This window comes from Dyadobacter sp. AC419, assembly GCF_979253085.1.
The window spans coordinates 56202-73759 of record NZ_CEEDCD010000012.1 but is presented as its reverse complement, the minus strand read 5'-3'; the positions used below and the strand labels follow the sequence as shown (position 1 = coordinate 73759).

The following is a 17558-nucleotide window of genomic DNA, read 5'->3' as shown; positions in this document are numbered from 1 at the left end:
ATTTTGCTTCGCTACCGAACTTCCCCCCGTCGATATCACATCGCTCTGGGATCCCCTTACGCCGCTGCAACGGATTTGCGAATGATGTTCAATGCGGAACCTGCTTTGAACCACTCGATCTGCTGCTCATTGTAAGTATGATTTACCGGGAACTCTTCGGATGTGCCATCCGCGTGATGCAAAACGATTGTCAGCGGCTGACCTTCTGCGAACGTCTGCAAACCAACGATATCAATTGTGTCATCTTCCTGAATTTTATCATAATCAGCAGTGTTCGCAAATGTTAATGCGAGCATTCCCTGTTTTTTCAAATTCGTCTCGTGGATACGTGCAAATGATTTCGTCAAAATCGCACGCACACCAAGGAAACGTGGCTCCATTGCTGCATGTTCGCGAGATGAACCTTCACCGTAGTTTTCATCGCCCACCACAATTGTTCCAATGCCATGTGCTTTGTAGTCACGCTGAACTGCTGGAACCTCTGAATATTCGTGGGTAAGCTGATTTTTTACGGTGTTGGTTTGCTCGTTGTAATAGTTAACGGCACCAATCAGCATGTTGTTAGAAATATTATCAAGGTGACCGCGGTATTTCAACCAAGGGCCAGCCATTGAAATATGATCCGTCGTACATTTTCCTTTTGCCTTAATTAGCAATTTCAAACCTCTTAGATCCGTTCCTTCCCATTCAGGGAATGGTGCCAGCAATTGCAAACGATCCGACGTTGGACTAACCAAAACCTGAACCTGACTTGGATCCTCAGCAGGCGCCTGATAACCAGCATCTTCTACTGCATAACCTTTGGTAGGAAGCTCCAAACCGCTTGGTTCGTCCAACATTACTTCCACACCTTCCGAGTTGGTTAGCGTGTCTTTACGCGGATCAAAAGTAAGGCGACCAGCGATGGCCAGTGCCGTTACGATTTCAGGGGAAGCAACAAAGGAGTGCGTGTTTGGATTACCATCCGCACGTTTTGAGAAGTTACGGTTGAACGAAGTAATGATCGAGTTTTTCTCACCTTTCTCCGCACCATGACGTGCCCATTGACCGATACAAGGCCCGCAAGCATTCGCCAGAACAACACCGCCAATCTGAGCAAATGTGTCCAGATAACCATCGCGTTCCACAGTGTAGCGAACGAGTTCAGAACCTGGTGTAATTGTATATTCTGAGCTTACAGTCAATTTTTTATCAACTGCCTGCTGCGCGAGCGATGCCGCACGGCTCACATCTTCATAACTTGAATTGGTGCAAGAACCGATCAAACCAACCGAAAGCACTTCCGGCCAGCCATTTTCTCTAACCGCAGTTGCGAATTTTGAAAGCGGCCACGCCAAATCCGGCGTAAATGGTCCGTTCACATGTGGTTCCAATGCTGAAAGGTCAAGCTCGATCAGTTGATCATAGTATGAAGCTGGATCGGCATAAACCTCGTCATCAGATCTCAAATATTCTTTTACAGCATCCGCTGCGTCTGCAATATCCGCGCGTTCCGTTGCTCTCAGATAGTCAGCGCTTCTATGGTCATAAGCGAAAATCGAAGTGGTTGCTCCCACCTCAGCGCCCATGTTACAGATCGTCGCTTTTCCCGTTGCCGAAATGCTTTCAGCACCTTCTCCGAAATATTCAACAATGTAACCTGTTCCGCCTTTCACAGTCAATTGGCCTGCAACCCAAAGAATTACATCTTTTGCAGCCGTCCAACCGCTTAGCTTACCGGTCAATTTAACGCCGATCAAACGTGGCATTTTCAGCTCCCAGGCAAGTCCTGACATTACATCACTCGCATCAGCACCGCCGACACCGATCGCGATCATTCCCAACCCACCCGCATTAGGCGTGTGTGAGTCCGTTCCGATCATCATGCCACCTGGAAACGCGTAATTTTCGAGCACAACCTGGTGAATGATACCAGCTCCTGCTCTCCAGAAACCCAAACCATATTTATTGGAAACAGAAGAAAGGAAGTCGTAAACTTCTTTATTCTTGTCAACTGCATTTTTCAAATCCTGCGTCGCGCCCACTTCTGCCTGGATCAGGTGATCACAATGGACAGTTGATGGAACGGCAACTTGCGGCCTTCCCGCCTGCATAAACTGCAAAAGGGCCATTTGTGCCGTAGCATCCTGCATGGCCACACGGTCGGGTGCAAAGTCAACATAGGACTTCCCACGCTCGTACTTTTGCGTAGGTGTTCCTTCCCACAAGTGTGAGTATAAAATTTTCTCTGCAAGCGTTAAAGGCCGCCCTTCAATTTTACGAGCAGCTTCTACTCTTTCTTGCATTCGGGCATAGACGCCCTTTATCATATCTAAGTCAAAAGCCATAGTAATTATATTTTATGCTAATTCAGTCACACGTGTCAACAACTGTGCCAGTAGGGACTATCTGGCCAATTGTTTAACAGGAGGTGCAAACTTGGTCAGGTCAATGCCAACCACCGCTGCTTTGTATTCGTCCAGATTCGGGATACGTCCCAGAATAGCAGACAAAACAACAACCGGTGTCGATGCTAGCAAAGACTCACCTTTTTTACGGTCCGAATCTTCAACAACGCGTCCCTGGAAAAGACGTGTCGATGTTGCCAGAACCGTATCTCCTTTTGCAGCTTTCTCCTGGTTACCCATGCAGAGGTTACAGCCGGGACGTTCCAGATACATCATATTTTCATATTCCGTACGCGCTGCAACTTTGGGAGCGTTATCGTCAAATTCAAAACCAGAATATTTCTGCAAAACATCCCAGTCACCTTCTTTTTTCAACTCCTCTATAATGTTGTAAGTCGGAGCTGCTACAACCAGCGGAGCAAAGAATTCCACCTTACCCTGCTGTTCTTCCAGATTCCGGAGCATTTGAGAAACAATTTTCAAGTCTCCTTTGTGAACCATGCAAGAACCTACGAAACCAAGATCAACCTTTTTGTCCTCGCCGTAGAACGACAGCGGGCGGATTGTATCGTGGGTGTAACGTTTTGAAACTTCCTTGTTATTAACGTCAGGATCGGCAATCATTGGCTCAATGATCAGGTCAAGATCAATCACGACCTCTGCGTAATATTTTGCATTTGCATCCGGCACCAAAGCAGGTTTTTCACCCGATTTAATTTCAGCGATCCGCTTATCAGCCTTGTTGATCAATCCCTGAAGAACCTGCTTGTGGTTCTCCATGCCTTTATCGATCATGATCTGGATTCTGTTTTTGGCAATTTCCAGTGATTCGATCAATGTATCATCTTCGGAAATACAGATGGAAGCTTTCGCTTTCATTTCCGCTGTCCAGTCTGTAAATGTGAACGCCTGGTCGGCTGGCAATGTTCCCAGATGCACTTCAATGATCCTGCCCTGGAATACGTTTTCACCGCCAAACTTTTGCAGCATTTGCGCTTGCGTTGCATGAACAACATCACGGAAATCCATGTGCTCTTTCATGTCACCTTTGAATGTTACCTTCACCGATTCAGGAATCGGCATGGAAACTTCACCCGTCGCCAGTGCGATAGCAACTGTTCCGGAGTCAGCACCAAAAGCAACACCCTTGGACATTCTTGTATGGGAGTCGCCACCGATAATGATCGCCCACTCGTCAATTGTAATGTCGTTAAGGACTTTGTGGATCACGTCGGTCATCGAATGATATTCGCCTTTCGGGTCACGCGCGGTGATCAATCCGAAATCATTCATGAACTTCATCAGTTTAGGAATGTTAGCCTGCGCCTTTTTATCCCAAACCGACGCCGTGTGGCAACCCGACTGATACGCACCATCAACAATCGGTGAAATCGTTGTCGCCGCCATGGATTCAAGTTCCTGAGCAGTCATTAAACCCGTCGTGTCCTGCGAACCGACGATATTAACTTCTACGCGAACATCTGATCCGGCGTGTAAAACTTTACCCGGTGTTGTTCCGACTGCATTTCTGTTGAAGATTTTCTCAACTGCTGTCAGACCTTGACCTTCGTTTGAAATTTCTTTGGACGGAGCAAAAACCAATGTCGGCTCAATGCCTAAAATTTTCGCTGCAACCGTTTGTATTTTTTTACCAAAAACAATGGCATATGAACCGCCTGCTCTGATAAATTCTTTTTTCTGTGGAGTTAGCGCCTTGGAAATGTCAATCAGTTCCTGGTCGCCGTTGTAAAGTTTCTTTGTTTTTGTATTAATAGTTAAAACAGTGCCCGTAGCAACTGAGTAAACCTCTTCCAAAACCGGGTCACCGCTTTCATTGCGGATCACATTGCCGTTTTCGTCTACTTTCTTAACCCAGTTTTTCAGGTCAATGCCAATTCCGCCCGTAACGTCAACCGTTGTAAGGAAAATCGGTGAAATACCATTTGTTCCGCCGACGATCGGTGCAATGTTAACGTAAGGAATATACGGACTTGCTTGTTTACCCGTCCAAAGCGCAACATTGTTCACACCTGACATGCGGGATGAGCCTACGCCCATGGTGCCTTTCTCTGCGATCAGCATTACGCTTTTGTCAGGATGCTCTTCCTGCAATGCTTTAATTTGCTTCTGCGCAGAAGTTGTGATCATACATTGACCATGCAATTCGCGGTCAGAGCGAGAATGCGCCTGGTTACCCGGAGAAAGCAAATCCGTCGAAATGTCGCCTTCGCCTGCAATGAATGTAACGATCTTAATTTCCTCTGGAATCTCCGGCAGTTTTGTGAAGAATTCGCCGCGGGCATAGCTTTCAAGTATTTCACGAGCGATCACATTTCCGCTTTTGAATGCTTCTTTTAAACGATCTGTGTCTGCATCATATAAGTACACCTGCGTTTTGAGGACGTCGGCTGCTTGTTTCGCAACTGAAAAGTCGCTGCCCAATGCAAGGTCCAGCAATACACCAATGGAAGGGCCGCCTTTCATATGCGACAATAATTCCAGAGCAAATGCGGGTGATATTTCCGGGACGATGGATTCGCCAAGGATAATCTCTTTCAAGAATCTGGCTTTCGAACCTGCGGCACTGGTTGTGCCTGGTAATGTGTTGTAAATAAAGAATTTGAGGGAGTCTTCGCGATGCTCGTTTTCAGAGTCTTTGATTTGAGCGATGATTTCGCTTAGCAATTCAGCGCCGTCGATTGGCTTTGGATGAAGTCCCTGGGTTGCTCTTTCTTCAATTTCTTTGATGTAATCCTTATAAATGTTCATGATAGAAGTCGTGAATAAAACACGCGAAAGTACGAATTTACAGAATATACGAAGGCGTTACTGGCGCTTTTCGCTACTATTTAGCATCATTATATTCTGAGGACGCATTTAGATAACCTTGCCCTGATTCTTTTTGTTCTTTGTGCCAATATATTTGATAAATATTTTTAAAAACGCCGTATAGGCCCTGTCTGATTATCGGCGATTTTAACCTACCTTTTCAGCGGCACTTTGATTTTTTGCAGGATTGTACCCTATATTTGGACAATTAAAGTGCTACAAGATCCCTTAAATCCATTGTTATGTCAAAAAATCTGGTGATCGTAGAGTCACCGGCGAAGGCCAAAACCATTGAAAGTTATTTAGGCGCAGACTTCACTGTCAAGTCAAGTTTCGGGCACGTTCGTGACCTACCGGAGCATGATATGGGCGTGGATGTAGAGCATGGTTTCCAACCTTCTTACGAAATCTCAGCTGACAAAGTAAAAGTGATTTCGGAGCTCAAAAAACTGGCGAAAGGTGCGGAAGTGTGGCTCGCAACGGATGATGACCGCGAAGGAGAGGCGATATCGTGGCACTTGAAAGAAGCATTGGGGTTGCCTGACGACACCAAAAGAATTGTGTTCAGAGAAATTACGAAAACTGCTTTACAAAATGCGATTTCCAAGCCTCGTATTATCGATGTGGATCTCGTGGATGCGCAGCAGGCCCGGCGGATTCTGGACAGGCTCGTGGGTTATGAACTTTCACCAGTGCTTTGGAAAAAAATAAGGATTGGAAAACAAAATCTTTCAGCGGGCCGCGTACAGTCGGTTGCGGTGCGGATTATTGTGGAGCGGGAAAGAGAAATTGATGCGTTCAGGAGCAAAAGCAGCTTTAAAGTAACTGCGCACTTTGACTTAGGGAATGGAAAGGTCCTCAATGCAGAGCTTGCCAAGAATTTCCCGCAGGAAGAAGATGCGATGAAATTTCTTGAAAAATGCATTGGCGCACAGTTTTCGATCAAAAGTCTTGAAGTTAAACCAGCTAAAAAAACACCTGCACCCCCATTCACAACTTCTACATTACAACAGGAAGCATCCCGTAAGCTGAGCTTTTCCGTAGCGCAGACCATGACCGTTGCACAGCGTCTTTATGAAGCTGGTAAAATCTCTTATATGAGAACGGATTCGACCAATTTGTCGGAGGAAGCATTGGAAAAAGCGAGGGTTCAGATTACAAAGGAATACGGACAGGATTACTATAATAAAAGGATATTCAAGACCAAGAATGAGTCGGCGCAGGAAGCGCACGAAGCCATCAGGCCTACGGATTTCTCAACATTGAATGGCAGCAGCGACCGTAACGAGCAGCGCTTGTATGAATTGATCTGGAAACGGGCCATTGCATCACAAATGTCTGACGCTCAGCTGGAAAGAACAACTGCAACAATCTCAATTTCCACAACTTCGGAAGAATTGGTTGCACAAGGTGAAGTCATCAAATTTGAGGGTTTCCTGAAAGTTTACCTGGAATCGAGCGACGATGAGAATGATGAGGAGCAAAAAGGCATGCTGCCTCCGTTGAACGTTAACCAGATCCTGAATCTGGCCGATATGAAGGCGACGGAGCGTTTCACCAGAAATCCGCCGCGTTATACGGAAGCGAGTTTGGTAAAGAAACTGGAAGAAATGGGCATCGGACGTCCATCCACATACGCACCAACAATCTCTACCATATTAAGGCGCGAATACATCGTAAAAGAGGATCGCCAGGGAACCGAACGCGAGTTTAAGGAACTGACGCTTGCCAATAATCAGATCAACAGCAAGGTTAACAAAGAAATATACGGCTCTGAGAAGGCTAAACTTTTCCCGACCAGTGCGGGAATGGTTGTGAATGACTTTTTGGTAAGCCATTTTAATGACATTATCGACTACTCGTTTACAGCGAGTGTTGAAAAGGATTTTGACCACATCGCGGAAGGTCATCTCGAATGGCGCCAGATGATCAAGAACTTTTACACGCCATTTCAGAAAAAGGTGGCTGAGGCAAACGAAGAAGCGATCGACCGGAGCCTTACTTCACGCGATCTGGGTGAGGATCCGGCGACGGGTAAAAAAGTGTCTGTGCGGATTGGAAAATATGGCCCTTATGTGCAGATCGGCGATGCGGAAGATGAAGAAAAGCCAAAATTCGCCAGCTTAATGAAAGGCCAGCTGATGGAAAACATCACGTTGGAAGAGGCTTTCGAACTTTTCAAATTGCCACGCGAAGTAGGCGTTTTTGAAGACAAAGAGCTGATTGTGAACATTGGCAAATTCGGACCTTATGTAAAGCACGACGGCAAATATTATTCGCTCGCAAGAACGGATGATCCAATGGGCGTGACCGAGGAAAGACTGGTTGAGATCATTACCGAAAAGCGTTTGCAAGACAGCAACAGGACGATCAAAGAATTCAGTGAAGATCCTGATGCAAAGGTGCTTAATGGTAAATACGGACCTTACATTGCTTTTGGTAAAAAGAATGTAAAAATTCCAAAAGGGACGGAGCCAGCATCGCTTACTTATGAAGAAGTGGTTAAACTGGCGGCTGAAACGCCTGATAAACCGGCTGGAAGATTTGGTAAAAAGCCCGCCGCCAAGGCAGCGGTTGTAAAAGCACCGGCAGAGAAAAAAGCAGCAGTGAAAAAACCTGCGGCAAAGAAAGCTGACGCAAAACCAGCCGCGAAAAAGACAGCAGCACCAAAAGCGGCCAAAAAGAGCTAAACAACAATCATTTACACACTAGATAAAATTGAACATGAAAAAACTTGTAGTGCTTTCGGGGGCCGGCATCAGCGCAGAAAGCGGCATCAGCACTTTCCGCGATAACGGCGGTTTGTGGGACAATTATCGCATCGAAGATGTGGCGACGCCCGAAGCCTGGCAGCGAAATCAGGAACTGGTGCTTGATTTTTATAACCAACGCCGGAAACAAGCGGCTGATGTGAAGCCTAATGCTGCACATTATGCATTGGTGGAGCTGGAAAAAGATTTCGATGTGACGATCATTACGCAGAATGTTGACAATCTGCATGAAATTGCGGGATCGTCGAATGTAATCCATTTGCACGGCGAGCTTTTCAAATCCAGAAGCACAAAAAATCCCGAGCTCGTTTACGAAATGTCTTCATGGGAATTAAAAACCGGAGACCTTTGCGAATTAGGCAGCCAGCTGCGGCCGCACATTGTTTGGTTTGGCGAAGAAGTGCCGATGATGGAAGTGGCTGTGGACGTTGCTGAACAAGCGGACATTTTTGTTGTAATCGGCACATCATTAGCAGTTTACCCAGCAGCCGGGCTGGTGCATTACGTTGGGTCGGGTAAACCGATTTATATCATTGATCCTGCAAAACCTGACATTAACCTGAAAAAGAACATGACATTCATTCAGGAAAAGGCGACAACGGGAATGGAAATTCTTATCAAAAATATTACGAATCAATAATGCAGTTACTGGACGGGAAAGCAATTTCATCCCAAATAAAATTTGAAATAAAGAACGAGGTCGAGGCATGGATCGCTAACGGCGGCAAAAAACCGCATTTGGCAGCCATTCTCGTGGGCCAGGACGGCGCAAGTGAAACTTACGTGGCATCCAAGATCCGCAGTTGTGAAGAAATCGGGTTTACTTCGACATTGCTCAGATTCGGGCCGGAAATAAGTGAGAAAGAATTGCTTGACGCGGTTGAAGGATTGAATAATGATCCCGACGTGGACGGATTTATCGTTCAGCTGCCTTTGCCAAAGCACATTTCTGAAAACACCATTATGGAAGCCGTTAATCCGGCGAAAGATGTGGACGGTTTTCACCCGGTTAATGTCGGGAAAATGTGCAAAGGACTTCCTGCTTACATTTCCGCGACGCCTTTCGGCATTATGGAAATGCTGATCCGCGCAGGAATCGAAACAAGCGGCAAGCATTGCGTTGTCATTGGCCGCAGCCAGATTGTAGGCTTACCCATGAGCATTTTGATGCAGCGCAACGAATATCCAGGCAATTGCACAGTCACGATCACGCATTCAAAAACACAAAATCTAAAAGAAATCTGCCAAACCGCCGATATTTTGATCGTTGCATTGGGCAGACCAGAATTTGTGACCGCTGATTACGTTAAAGAAGGAGCAGTGGTAATTGATGTTGGCATTTCGCGCGTTGTAGACGAGACTAAAAAAAGTGGTTTTGCGATCAAAGGCGACGTGGATTTTAATGATGTCGCGCCCAAGGCGAGTTATATTACGCCGGTTCCGGGAGGCGTTGGTCTGATGACAATTTGCGGGTTGCTAACCAACACATTTAAAGCTGCGAAGAAAGAGATTTATAAATAATCTGAAAGGCATTTTACAATGAGCATCGTCAGCAATAATATCAAATATCTCCGCAGGCTGAATGGCCTCACACAAGAGCAATTTGCTAGAAAGATCGCTATAAAGCGCTCATTGCTTGGCGCTTATGAAGAAGCCCGCGCAAATCCGAACCTGACGAATTTGAAAAATATGGCAGCGGCTTTCGGAATCTCGGTTGATAACCTGCTTAAAAATGATCTTCGGAAACTGAGAGAAACGCCGGATATGTCGCTTCCCATGAATGCCGGACGGCCGATGACGGTTTCGCATTCGGGTAATGTGCCTGCTCCTGCTCAAACCAGAATTCCAGCGTTTTCAGAGCCGCAGCCTTTGTCCAAGATCATGGACAAATATCAGCAGCCCGAGCCTGAGATCAGGGTCGTTTCGAAGCAGGTTAACTTCAAGCCAGTTAATGGTGAAGAACCAATCCAACCAGCCGCGCGGCAACAACCTGCGCCTCAACCTGTAACGCCAAACGCGCCGGTGAATGTGCGTCCGGATATGCAGCTGCCGGTTTTTAACAATCAGTTTCAAACAACTCCATTTAATACGCAGGTTGAAGAAAAGGCTGTTACTTACCCAACTATTCAATGGGTTGCGAAAAATTTACAAGCCGAATATCTGGCTAACTTCCAAAATCCGGCCTATCTGACTCAGCTGCCTGTTTTCCAGCTTCCTAACCTGCCGATGGGTTATTATCGGGCGTTTGAAAGCGGCGCAGATTTCACTTATCCGGGTTCTATTCTGGTGGGAACATTTGTGCGGAACTGGTACGATATAAAAGACGGAATGCAATATATTTTTGTGCTCCGAGGCCACGGATTTGTCTATCGGACCGCATTCAACCACGTCAAAACGTCCGGGCTTTTGCTGCTTACTTCTGATGTTGCCGGTTTTGAGGCATTGGAAATTCCATTGCAGGATGTGCAGGAAGTTTGGGAAGTGAAGGCTTTCGTTAGTTTGCAAATGCCGTTGCCGCACCCTTCACTTGAAAAGGTCAGCCTGCTGGTGGATGAATTACAGCAGGAACTGAGCCAATACAGATCTTAATTATTTGGACAAAGTATTAAATAGTGCCTCGATCTTTTCCAAATCCCGGCTTTTTGCGGTGGTCTCCAAATCGCAACGCCCATTTGATACCAAAGTCCGTCTCCCGCAGTAACGTATTTTCCCTTTTTTGAAGGCTTTTTGTCCGAAGCATTGTCAGGCACAAATTCTGCTTTGTAAACCGTGTCCATGATCTTCTGCAACTGCGTCCAATCCAGTTTCCGCGCAGCGCCTTTATTCTTGATAATACGTGAAAGATTTTTCTGCAAATGATGCTCTCAGATCCAACTGATTCTGTTTTTCTCCGTCGATTTCCAGATAAGTCAGCTCGAATGGCTTTTCTCGCCCACCCGCTTCAAACACAGCCTGCATGAATTCCTGCAAAAAGTATGACCAGCGCTCCTTATCAACGGGATAAATGGTCACCATTTTACCATTTTCATCCAGCTCAATTTCGATAAAATCCTCAAACTCACTTTCCTCTCTTTTTCTGATGATTTTGGACGAAGCCATTATGTCCTGAAACTGATCGATCCAGATCGCCGGAACATTGCCTTTCCATGCATAATCATCGTCCGGTGAGAAACCTTCGTCCAGCAGATCGTCCTCATCCAGTTCATCCCGATCCAGATATTTAATGTCAAAATCAACTGCTAATTGATCCTTTCCGGTAATATCCAGCTTTAATGTATAGAAATGGGAATATGGCGCCGGAACGACTGAGGCAGTCTGAAAGCGAACGATGTAGTAACCCGGGATTTGAATATTTTTATCCATTTTGAGATGCGAAAAGTTGTTGGACCGTGCCGCGCTTGTCGACCTTGTCCGTTATTGTTTTGGTAAAATGTGTTGCAAAGTAAACATGTTTCGGCGTTTCATAGGCGGAAAGGCGCTTTCTAATTTCTGAGAGAATGTGTTCTGCCAAAGCTTCGTTTTCCGGACCTTCCAAAACAAGGATCAGTTTTTGTCCCAACCTTTCATCCGGCTCGAACCAGCAGAAGAAAGGAACATTGTGCTCAAAGGTCATCCAATATGACTCCAACCTGACCATCGATTTTATCCAATACAATCTTCACTCCACCCGAATTGATCACATTATCAGCCCTGCCGATCCATTTGAATGCATAGCCTGAAATTTCGACAAGATCATTCGTTTGAACGATTTCTCCGTTCGTTACTGCGCCTGAAACATGCAGACAACCCCGGTCATCTGTCCCAAAATCAATATTTGGCAAAAACTGATAATCAGTTTTCGCCTCACCGCCATTCAACCGGCGCAATGCAATGTGTGAAACAGTTTCCGTCATCCCATAACTTTGAAAAACAGGGATTTCCAGATTGGCTATTTGTCTTTGCAACGAAACGTTAACCGGCGCGCCGCCCAAAAGCACTTTTCCCAACTTTCCAACCTGATCGCGCGTTTGTTGATTTTCCAAAACAGCATTCAGTTGCAAAGGGACCATTGCTACGAAATCAAAACCCTCATTATCAGCAACATTCAGAAGCGGATTTGATGAAGGCTCAATGATTGTCAGCTCCCAATCGAGCACCATTCCGCGCACGAGCATCATTAATCCGGCAATGTAACCCACATTTAAGCACACCAATGCACGTGTTCCTTTTCCAAGTGCGAGCGCCTTTCCCGTTATTTCCGCACTGCTGATCAGCTGGCTTCTTTTGACATTAATCGGCTTGGGTGCGCCGGTGGAGCCGGATGTTTGTAAGGTGAAAGTTTCCTGACCGCCGAGCCATAATTTCATGAAATCGTAGGCCTTCGCGTGGTAAGGATCTTGCGGTCTCTGCTGACTTTTGATTGCGTTCAGGCTTGTGGTCCAGGGCATTGGAAAGTTATTCATTTGTTTTTGAAGGAAACCCAAACAATCTGTAATTTCGCAGATTCGTTGCGAACGAGCTGGCAGCCTAAGCAGTTGCTCTTTCCGACAGATTATTCATCTACATTTCGATTCTATGTCAAGTTCAATTCAGTGGGAAACCATTAAAGAATACGAAGAAATCCTTTTTACGCTTCACGAAGGCATTGCAAAAATAAGCATAAATCGCCCGCACAAACATAACGCATTCACGCCGCTTACGGTTACCGAAATGATCGACGCGATGCACATTTGCCGCGAAGATCCGCGCATTGATGTGATCATTCTGACAGGCGAAGGCGGAAAAGCATTTTGTTCCGGCGGCGACCAGTCTGTGCGCGGACATGGCGGTTACATTGGCGATGACCACGTGCCGCGTTTGAATGTGCTGGATCTGCAACGCATGATCCGGTCGATTCCTAAGGCGGTTATTGCGATGGTTGCAGGCTGGGCCATTGGCGGCGGACACGTGCTGCATGTCATTTGTGACCTTTCTATTGCAGCGGAAAACGCAAGGTTCGGACAAACGGGACCGAAAGTCGGCAGTTTTGACGGAGGCTTCGGCGCATCTTATCTTGCCCGCGTCGTGGGACAGAAAAAAGCGCGTGAAATCTGGTTCCTATGCGATCAATATGATGCGCAGGAAGCATTGCAAATGGGTTTGGTGAACAAAGTCGTTCCTTTGGAAGATTTGGAAACAACGACAGTTGAATGGTGTAAAAAAATTCAGGAAAAAAGTCCGCTATCGATCAGAATGCTGAAAAGCTCGTTCAATGCGGAGCTTGACGGCCAGGCGGGAATCCAGGAATTGGCGGGAAATGCGACATTGCTTTATTATTTAAGCGAAGAAGCGAAAGAAGGGCAACAGTCATTTCTTGAAAAAAGAAAGCCTGATTTCAGCAAATACCCAAAATTTCCCTGATCAATTGTCTGAATCATTCAAACCATTCGTTAATAACCAAACCAGAATTTCATGAACCATTGGCTTGTAAAAAGTGAACCAAATAAATATTCCTGGGACCACCTTGTAGCAGAAAAAGAAGGCATGTGGGACGGCGTCAGAAACTTTGCTGCACGTAATAATCTCATGGCAATGAAAAAAGGTGATCTTGTTCTTTTTTATCACAGCAACATTGGCAAAGAAATCGTGGGCCTGGCGAAAGTTTCAAAAGAACATTATCCCGATCCAACCATTGATACGGGCGACTGGGTCGTTGTGAATGTGGTGCCGGTGGAGCATTTTCCAAAAACGGTTACGCTTGAACAAATCAAAAAGCATGATATCCTGAAAAGCATGGAGCTTGTGCGTTTGTCCAGGCTGTCGGTCGTTCCGGTTAAGCGCGAAGAATTCGATATTATTGTTGCATTAGCACATGAATCTTAATTTGAACAAGACATTTCGGTTATTCTATTTGCTGTTGCTCCTAACCTCGGCGACAGCCATTGCGCAGGGCGTTAAGCGGATTGAATTGCCTTTACCCGGGAACACAGCTTATCAAACTGTGCCGCTTGGCGCACAAGGCGTGCTGCTGATCTCAAAACCGGAAAAAGGGACTTTCAATGTTCAAAAGTTTGATACAAATCTGGAACGTGTCTGGTCTATAGATGGACCAATCGAAGCCAATCTCGATTATATAACGGCTTCCTATGACGGTCAGGCGGTGTTTTTGCTGTTCAGCAAGTTTCGCAGTTCGCTTTATCAGATCGTAAAAGTGAATGTGGGGCCGGGTTTTGTTGAGACATTTACCATTAATACACTCGACCGTTTCGAGATCACCGATTTCAAAACACTGGGCTATTCCGTTTTCATGGCTGGAATGGTTCGCAATGAACCGGTGTTGATTTTCACCCAGTTAAGGACTTCCCAAACCAAAATTCTGCCGTCTGCGATTAAGGGTTCCAATGCCATTCAAACTGTTGAAGTGGACACGGCGCATCATTTGGTGAATGTGTGTTTTGCAGTAAAAAAAGGAAGGCAAACACGCATTGTCGCACGTTCCTATGAAGAAACCGGCGAGCTTTATGCACAGGTTTCCGTTGATCCGGAAGATGATTTTTCGTTGCTAAGCGGCCGGTTGCAGGTTTTGAATGACTCTGTGAGAGTGGTTATCGGAACCTATGGCTATCGCAACATGCAAAGCGCAACAACTGCCGCGTCGCAGGGCTTGTATATCAGTAAAATCGTTGGTGATGAGCCCGTTTTCACGTGTTATCACAGCTTTACAGACTTCAAGAACTTCTTCAATTTCATGAATGAGCGGCAGCAGGAAAAGATGGAAAAGCGCATTCGTAAGAAGAAGGAAAGCGGAGACGATCTGAAACTGAATTACAGGCTGCTGGTCCACGACATTGTGCCGAAAGACAATAATTTCCTGTTGGTGGCAGAAGTGTTTTATCCGGAATATCGCTATCAAAATCCGAGCATGATGGGTGGCTTAGGATATGGCGGAATGATGGGTTATCCGTTTGGAATGGGGCTTTACAACCCTTATTTATGGAATCCAATGTATGGCGGACGTGGTTATAACCAGCAGATTTTCGACGGTTTTACTTACACGCATGCCGTCGTTGCGGATGTTGACCAGAACGGCAAATTGCTTTGGGATAACAGCATTAATTTCGACAATGTGAAAAGCATGGAGCTGCGCGAAAAGATCAAAGTGCAGACATTCACAAATGGCAATTCCAGGCTGGTTTACAGCCACAACGGTGCAATTCGGAGTAAGATCATTAAGGGAGATCAGGTTGTTGATGGCGACCGCGTGATCCCGAATGAAACCAATGTAGAAGGTGACAAAGTAAGAAAAACCACCACCGATGACATTGATTACTGGTACGGAAACTTTTACCTGGCCTGGGGCGAGCAACGCATTATCAACGCAGCCGGCGATCCGCAAACGCGCGGACGACGCAATGTATTTTATTTAAACAAAATCGCATATTGACCCCATTTCCGTTGGCTGAAGCCGACGGAATTGGGCGAAAATCTCCGAAATCTATTTTCATGATATTATTATCTCCTGAGCAACATACTGATTACCAATTGATCGACACCGGCGGTTTTGAAAAGCTCGAACGATTTGGCCCGTACATTCTGTCACGGCCTGAACCTCAGGCGATATGGGACAAATCGCTTTCCGAAGCCGAATGGGAAAAGCGTTCTAATGCGGTTTTCAAAAGAGATAAGAATTCCCAGGAAAAAGGCCAGTGGATTGCGAAAGACGGCATGCCGGACAAATGGGTTTTTCAATACAGAACGGGTGCATTGCATCTGCGTTCAAAACTCGCATTATCATCATTCAAGCACGTTGGCGTGTTTCCTGAACAGGCAACAAACTGGGATTACATTGCAAAAAAATTAAAGCAGATTCCCGAAAGCAAGCCTTCTGTTTTGAATCTTTTTGCATACACTGGCATTGCGTCACTGGCTGCGAAAGCGTCTGGCGCTGATGTTACGCATGTTGATTCCGTGAAGCAAGTGATAAGCTGGTCGCGGGAAAACATGGAATTGAGCGGATTGGACAACATTCGCTGGGTTGTTGAAGATGCATTGAAGTTCGTACAACGCGAAGTGCGCCGTGGCAATCAATATAATGGCATTATTCTGGACCCGCCTGCTTATGGCCGCGGACCGGACGGTGAAAAATGGCTTTTGGAAGAAAGTCTGAATGAAATTTTGCGGCTATGCGCATTGTTACTTAAGAAGGAGAATTTCTTCTTTATCATCAATTTGTATTCGTTAGGGTTCTCAGCGCTAATCGTTGAAAATTTGATAAAAGCACATTTCGGAACGCAGATTCACCACGAGTTTGGCGAATTGTTTATTCCCGACTCATTTGGCAAAAATCTTCCGCTCGGCGTATTTTCCCGATTCTCAGACCAGAATGTCTAAATATCTCGGACACATATCATTGGTTTTATCGATCCTTTTAGCAGGCCTCAACACAGCTTGCCAAAGTGATGCCAGGAATGCTACGCGCATTCCGCCGGTGGTTAAAAAGTCGCACGAACAATGGCAGAAAGATGCGCTGCTGTCATTAACCGAGCTTATCAGCAGGGGCATTGACACAGATCACAATTATTTCAAAAGGGCGCGCATTTACTTTGAAAAAGAACAATATACGGAGGCGCTGGATGACATTAATGAATCAATCTATGAGCAGGAAAACGTCAGCGACTACTTTTTGCTTCGCGGAAAGATCAAACGGGAGCTTGGGGAAATTGATGCGGCATTAGAAGACGCACAGCGCGCAGAAGCATTGCAGCAGAGCAGTCCTGAGTTGTATGTGTTGCTGGCAGACGTGCTGCAAGCCAAAGGTCGCTTTCGGGAAGCTGTCAATTATTTGAACCAGGCCATGAAAATGGCGCCTTACGACGGCTCGGCTTATTATGTAAAGGGAATGTTGCAGGCCAGACAGGGCGATTCGCTGGCCAGCCTTTCCAGTTTTCAATATGCAATGAATGTTAATCCCAAATTGCTGCGGGCTTACGAACAGAGCACAATTATTTTGCGAAAACTCAATGATCCCGGACAAGCGCTCACGGTTAATGTGAAGGCGATCAGGCGGTTTCCGAATGTTGCCAGCCTTTATTTTGAGCGAGGAGAAATTTATCGCGCGCTGGCCAAGCCGGACACTGCTTTTTTTAATTATCAGAAAGCTGTTTTGCTAAAACCAGGCTACGAAGATGCACTGATGCGCGTCGCTTCGGTTGCCATTGAGCTCAAACAATATTATAAGGCAATCCGGGCATTAGACCAATTGGTGAAAACAAAGCCTAAGTCAAAGGAAATCAACAACATGCTGGGCCTAGCTCATGAAAAAACGGGCGATTACACGAAAGCCGTAGATTATTATTCCACTGCATTAGCACTCAGTCCGGGAGATCAGGAAGCGCGATATGGCCTTTTCAGGATCAGAAAACAGGAAAATCAGGACATTTATCCCTCCTATTATCCGGATCAGAACAAGAGCTCCGGCTATAAGCTGCTAGACACGACGCGCGTGAAAATTAATGTGATAAAACCTAGAGGAACGACAAATATCCGCGTTGACTCGTCTCGAAAAGCTAAAATTGAATAGATTTGTACTTTGTGGCCTCCACAACCCTTTGCA

General features: G+C 45.9%; 15 protein-coding genes. 9 read left to right on the top strand and 6 right to left on the bottom strand.

The annotated features are described in order from the left end of the window. Positions 1 to 56 precede the first annotated feature (56 nt). Both AC0IYG_RS05545 and AC0IYG_RS05540 read right to left on the bottom strand, forming a co-directional pair. A complete protein-coding gene (locus AC0IYG_RS05545) occupies positions 57 to 2327 on the bottom strand; it encodes an aconitate hydratase (RefSeq protein ID WP_471710081.1) in 2271 nt (756 codons plus the stop codon). A gap of 57 nt (positions 2328 to 2384) precedes the next feature. After that, entirely contained in the window at positions 2385 to 5156 is a 2772-nt protein-coding gene (locus AC0IYG_RS05540) for a bifunctional aconitate hydratase 2/2-methylisocitrate dehydratase (RefSeq protein WP_471710080.1), read from the bottom strand. A 302-nt stretch (positions 5157 to 5458) separates the two neighbouring features. On the opposite strand from AC0IYG_RS05540, the gene topA reads away from it, so the two are divergent. The 4 genes from topA to AC0IYG_RS05520 are packed head-to-tail and all read left to right on the top strand — an operon-like array spanning position 5459 to position 10576. Then, positions 5459 to 7906, top strand: a complete 2448-nt coding sequence (topA, locus tag AC0IYG_RS05535; RefSeq protein WP_471710078.1) for a type I DNA topoisomerase — start codon at positions 5459 to 5461, stop codon at positions 7904 to 7906. A 34-nt stretch (positions 7907 to 7940) separates the two neighbouring features. Further along, complete coding sequence (locus AC0IYG_RS05530; RefSeq protein WP_471710076.1) at positions 7941 to 8627, top strand: SIR2 family NAD-dependent protein deacylase; 687 nt, start codon at positions 7941 to 7943, stop codon at positions 8625 to 8627. After that, positions 8627 to 9508 carry a bifunctional 5,10-methylenetetrahydrofolate dehydrogenase/5,10-methenyltetrahydrofolate cyclohydrolase gene (locus AC0IYG_RS05525; RefSeq protein WP_471710075.1) on the top strand — a complete coding sequence of 294 codons (882 nt, stop codon included), beginning with the start codon at positions 8627 to 8629 and terminating at the stop codon, positions 9506 to 9508. Before AC0IYG_RS05530 ends, AC0IYG_RS05525 begins: the two co-directional genes overlap by 1 nt. Positions 9509 to 9526: 18 nt before the next feature. After that, a complete protein-coding gene (locus tag AC0IYG_RS05520; RefSeq protein ID WP_471710073.1) occupies positions 9527 to 10576 on the top strand; it encodes a helix-turn-helix transcriptional regulator in 1050 nt (349 codons plus the stop codon). Here AC0IYG_RS05520 and AC0IYG_RS05515 read toward each other — a convergent pair. Genes AC0IYG_RS05515 through AC0IYG_RS05500 form a run of 4 tightly spaced genes read right to left on the bottom strand, consistent with a single transcriptional unit; the run spans position 10573 to position 12414 of the window. Further along, the gene (locus AC0IYG_RS05515) at positions 10573 to 10842 is read right to left on the bottom strand and encodes a hypothetical protein (protein WP_471710071.1); all 270 of its coding nucleotides are present in this window, start codon (positions 10840 to 10842) and stop codon (positions 10573 to 10575) included. The genes AC0IYG_RS05520 and AC0IYG_RS05515 overlap by 4 nt on opposite strands. Further along, positions 10808 to 11350, bottom strand: a complete 543-nt coding sequence (locus AC0IYG_RS05510) for a hypothetical protein (RefSeq protein ID WP_471710069.1) — start codon at positions 11348 to 11350, stop codon at positions 10808 to 10810. The genes AC0IYG_RS05515 and AC0IYG_RS05510 overlap by 35 nt, the downstream gene beginning before the upstream one ends. Then, on the bottom strand, positions 11343 to 11600 hold the full coding sequence (locus tag AC0IYG_RS05505) for a hypothetical protein (RefSeq protein WP_471710067.1): 258 nt from the start codon (positions 11598 to 11600) through the stop codon (positions 11343 to 11345). The genes AC0IYG_RS05510 and AC0IYG_RS05505 overlap by 8 nt, the downstream gene beginning before the upstream one ends. Continuing rightward, positions 11590 to 12414, bottom strand: a complete 825-nt coding sequence (locus AC0IYG_RS05500) for an AMP-binding protein (RefSeq protein WP_471710066.1) — start codon at positions 12412 to 12414, stop codon at positions 11590 to 11592. The genes AC0IYG_RS05505 and AC0IYG_RS05500 overlap by 11 nt, the downstream gene beginning before the upstream one ends. A gap of 127 nt (positions 12415 to 12541) precedes the next feature. Here AC0IYG_RS05500 and menB point away from each other — a divergent pair, with 127 nt between their 5' ends. The 5 genes from menB to AC0IYG_RS05475 are packed head-to-tail and all read left to right on the top strand — an operon-like array spanning position 12542 to position 17525. After that, positions 12542 to 13366: a 1,4-dihydroxy-2-naphthoyl-CoA synthase gene (gene menB, locus AC0IYG_RS05495; protein WP_471710064.1), complete on the top strand. Its 825-nt coding sequence runs from the start codon at positions 12542 to 12544 to the stop codon at positions 13364 to 13366. Positions 13367 to 13417: 51 nt separating this feature from the next. Further along, positions 13418 to 13828: an EVE domain-containing protein gene (locus AC0IYG_RS05490; protein WP_471710062.1), complete on the top strand. Its 411-nt coding sequence runs from the start codon at positions 13418 to 13420 to the stop codon at positions 13826 to 13828. Position 13829: 1 nt separating this feature from the next. Then, complete coding sequence (locus AC0IYG_RS05485; protein WP_471710060.1) at positions 13830 to 15389, top strand: hypothetical protein; 1560 nt, start codon at positions 13830 to 13832, stop codon at positions 15387 to 15389. Between the two features lie 59 nt (positions 15390 to 15448). Beyond that, positions 15449 to 16336, top strand: a complete 888-nt coding sequence (locus AC0IYG_RS05480) for a class I SAM-dependent methyltransferase (RefSeq protein WP_471710058.1) — start codon at positions 15449 to 15451, stop codon at positions 16334 to 16336. Then, entirely contained in the window at positions 16329 to 17525 is a 1197-nt protein-coding gene (locus AC0IYG_RS05475; protein ID WP_471710056.1) for a tetratricopeptide repeat protein, read from the top strand. Before AC0IYG_RS05480 ends, AC0IYG_RS05475 begins: the two co-directional genes overlap by 8 nt. Positions 17526 to 17558 lie beyond the last annotated feature (33 nt).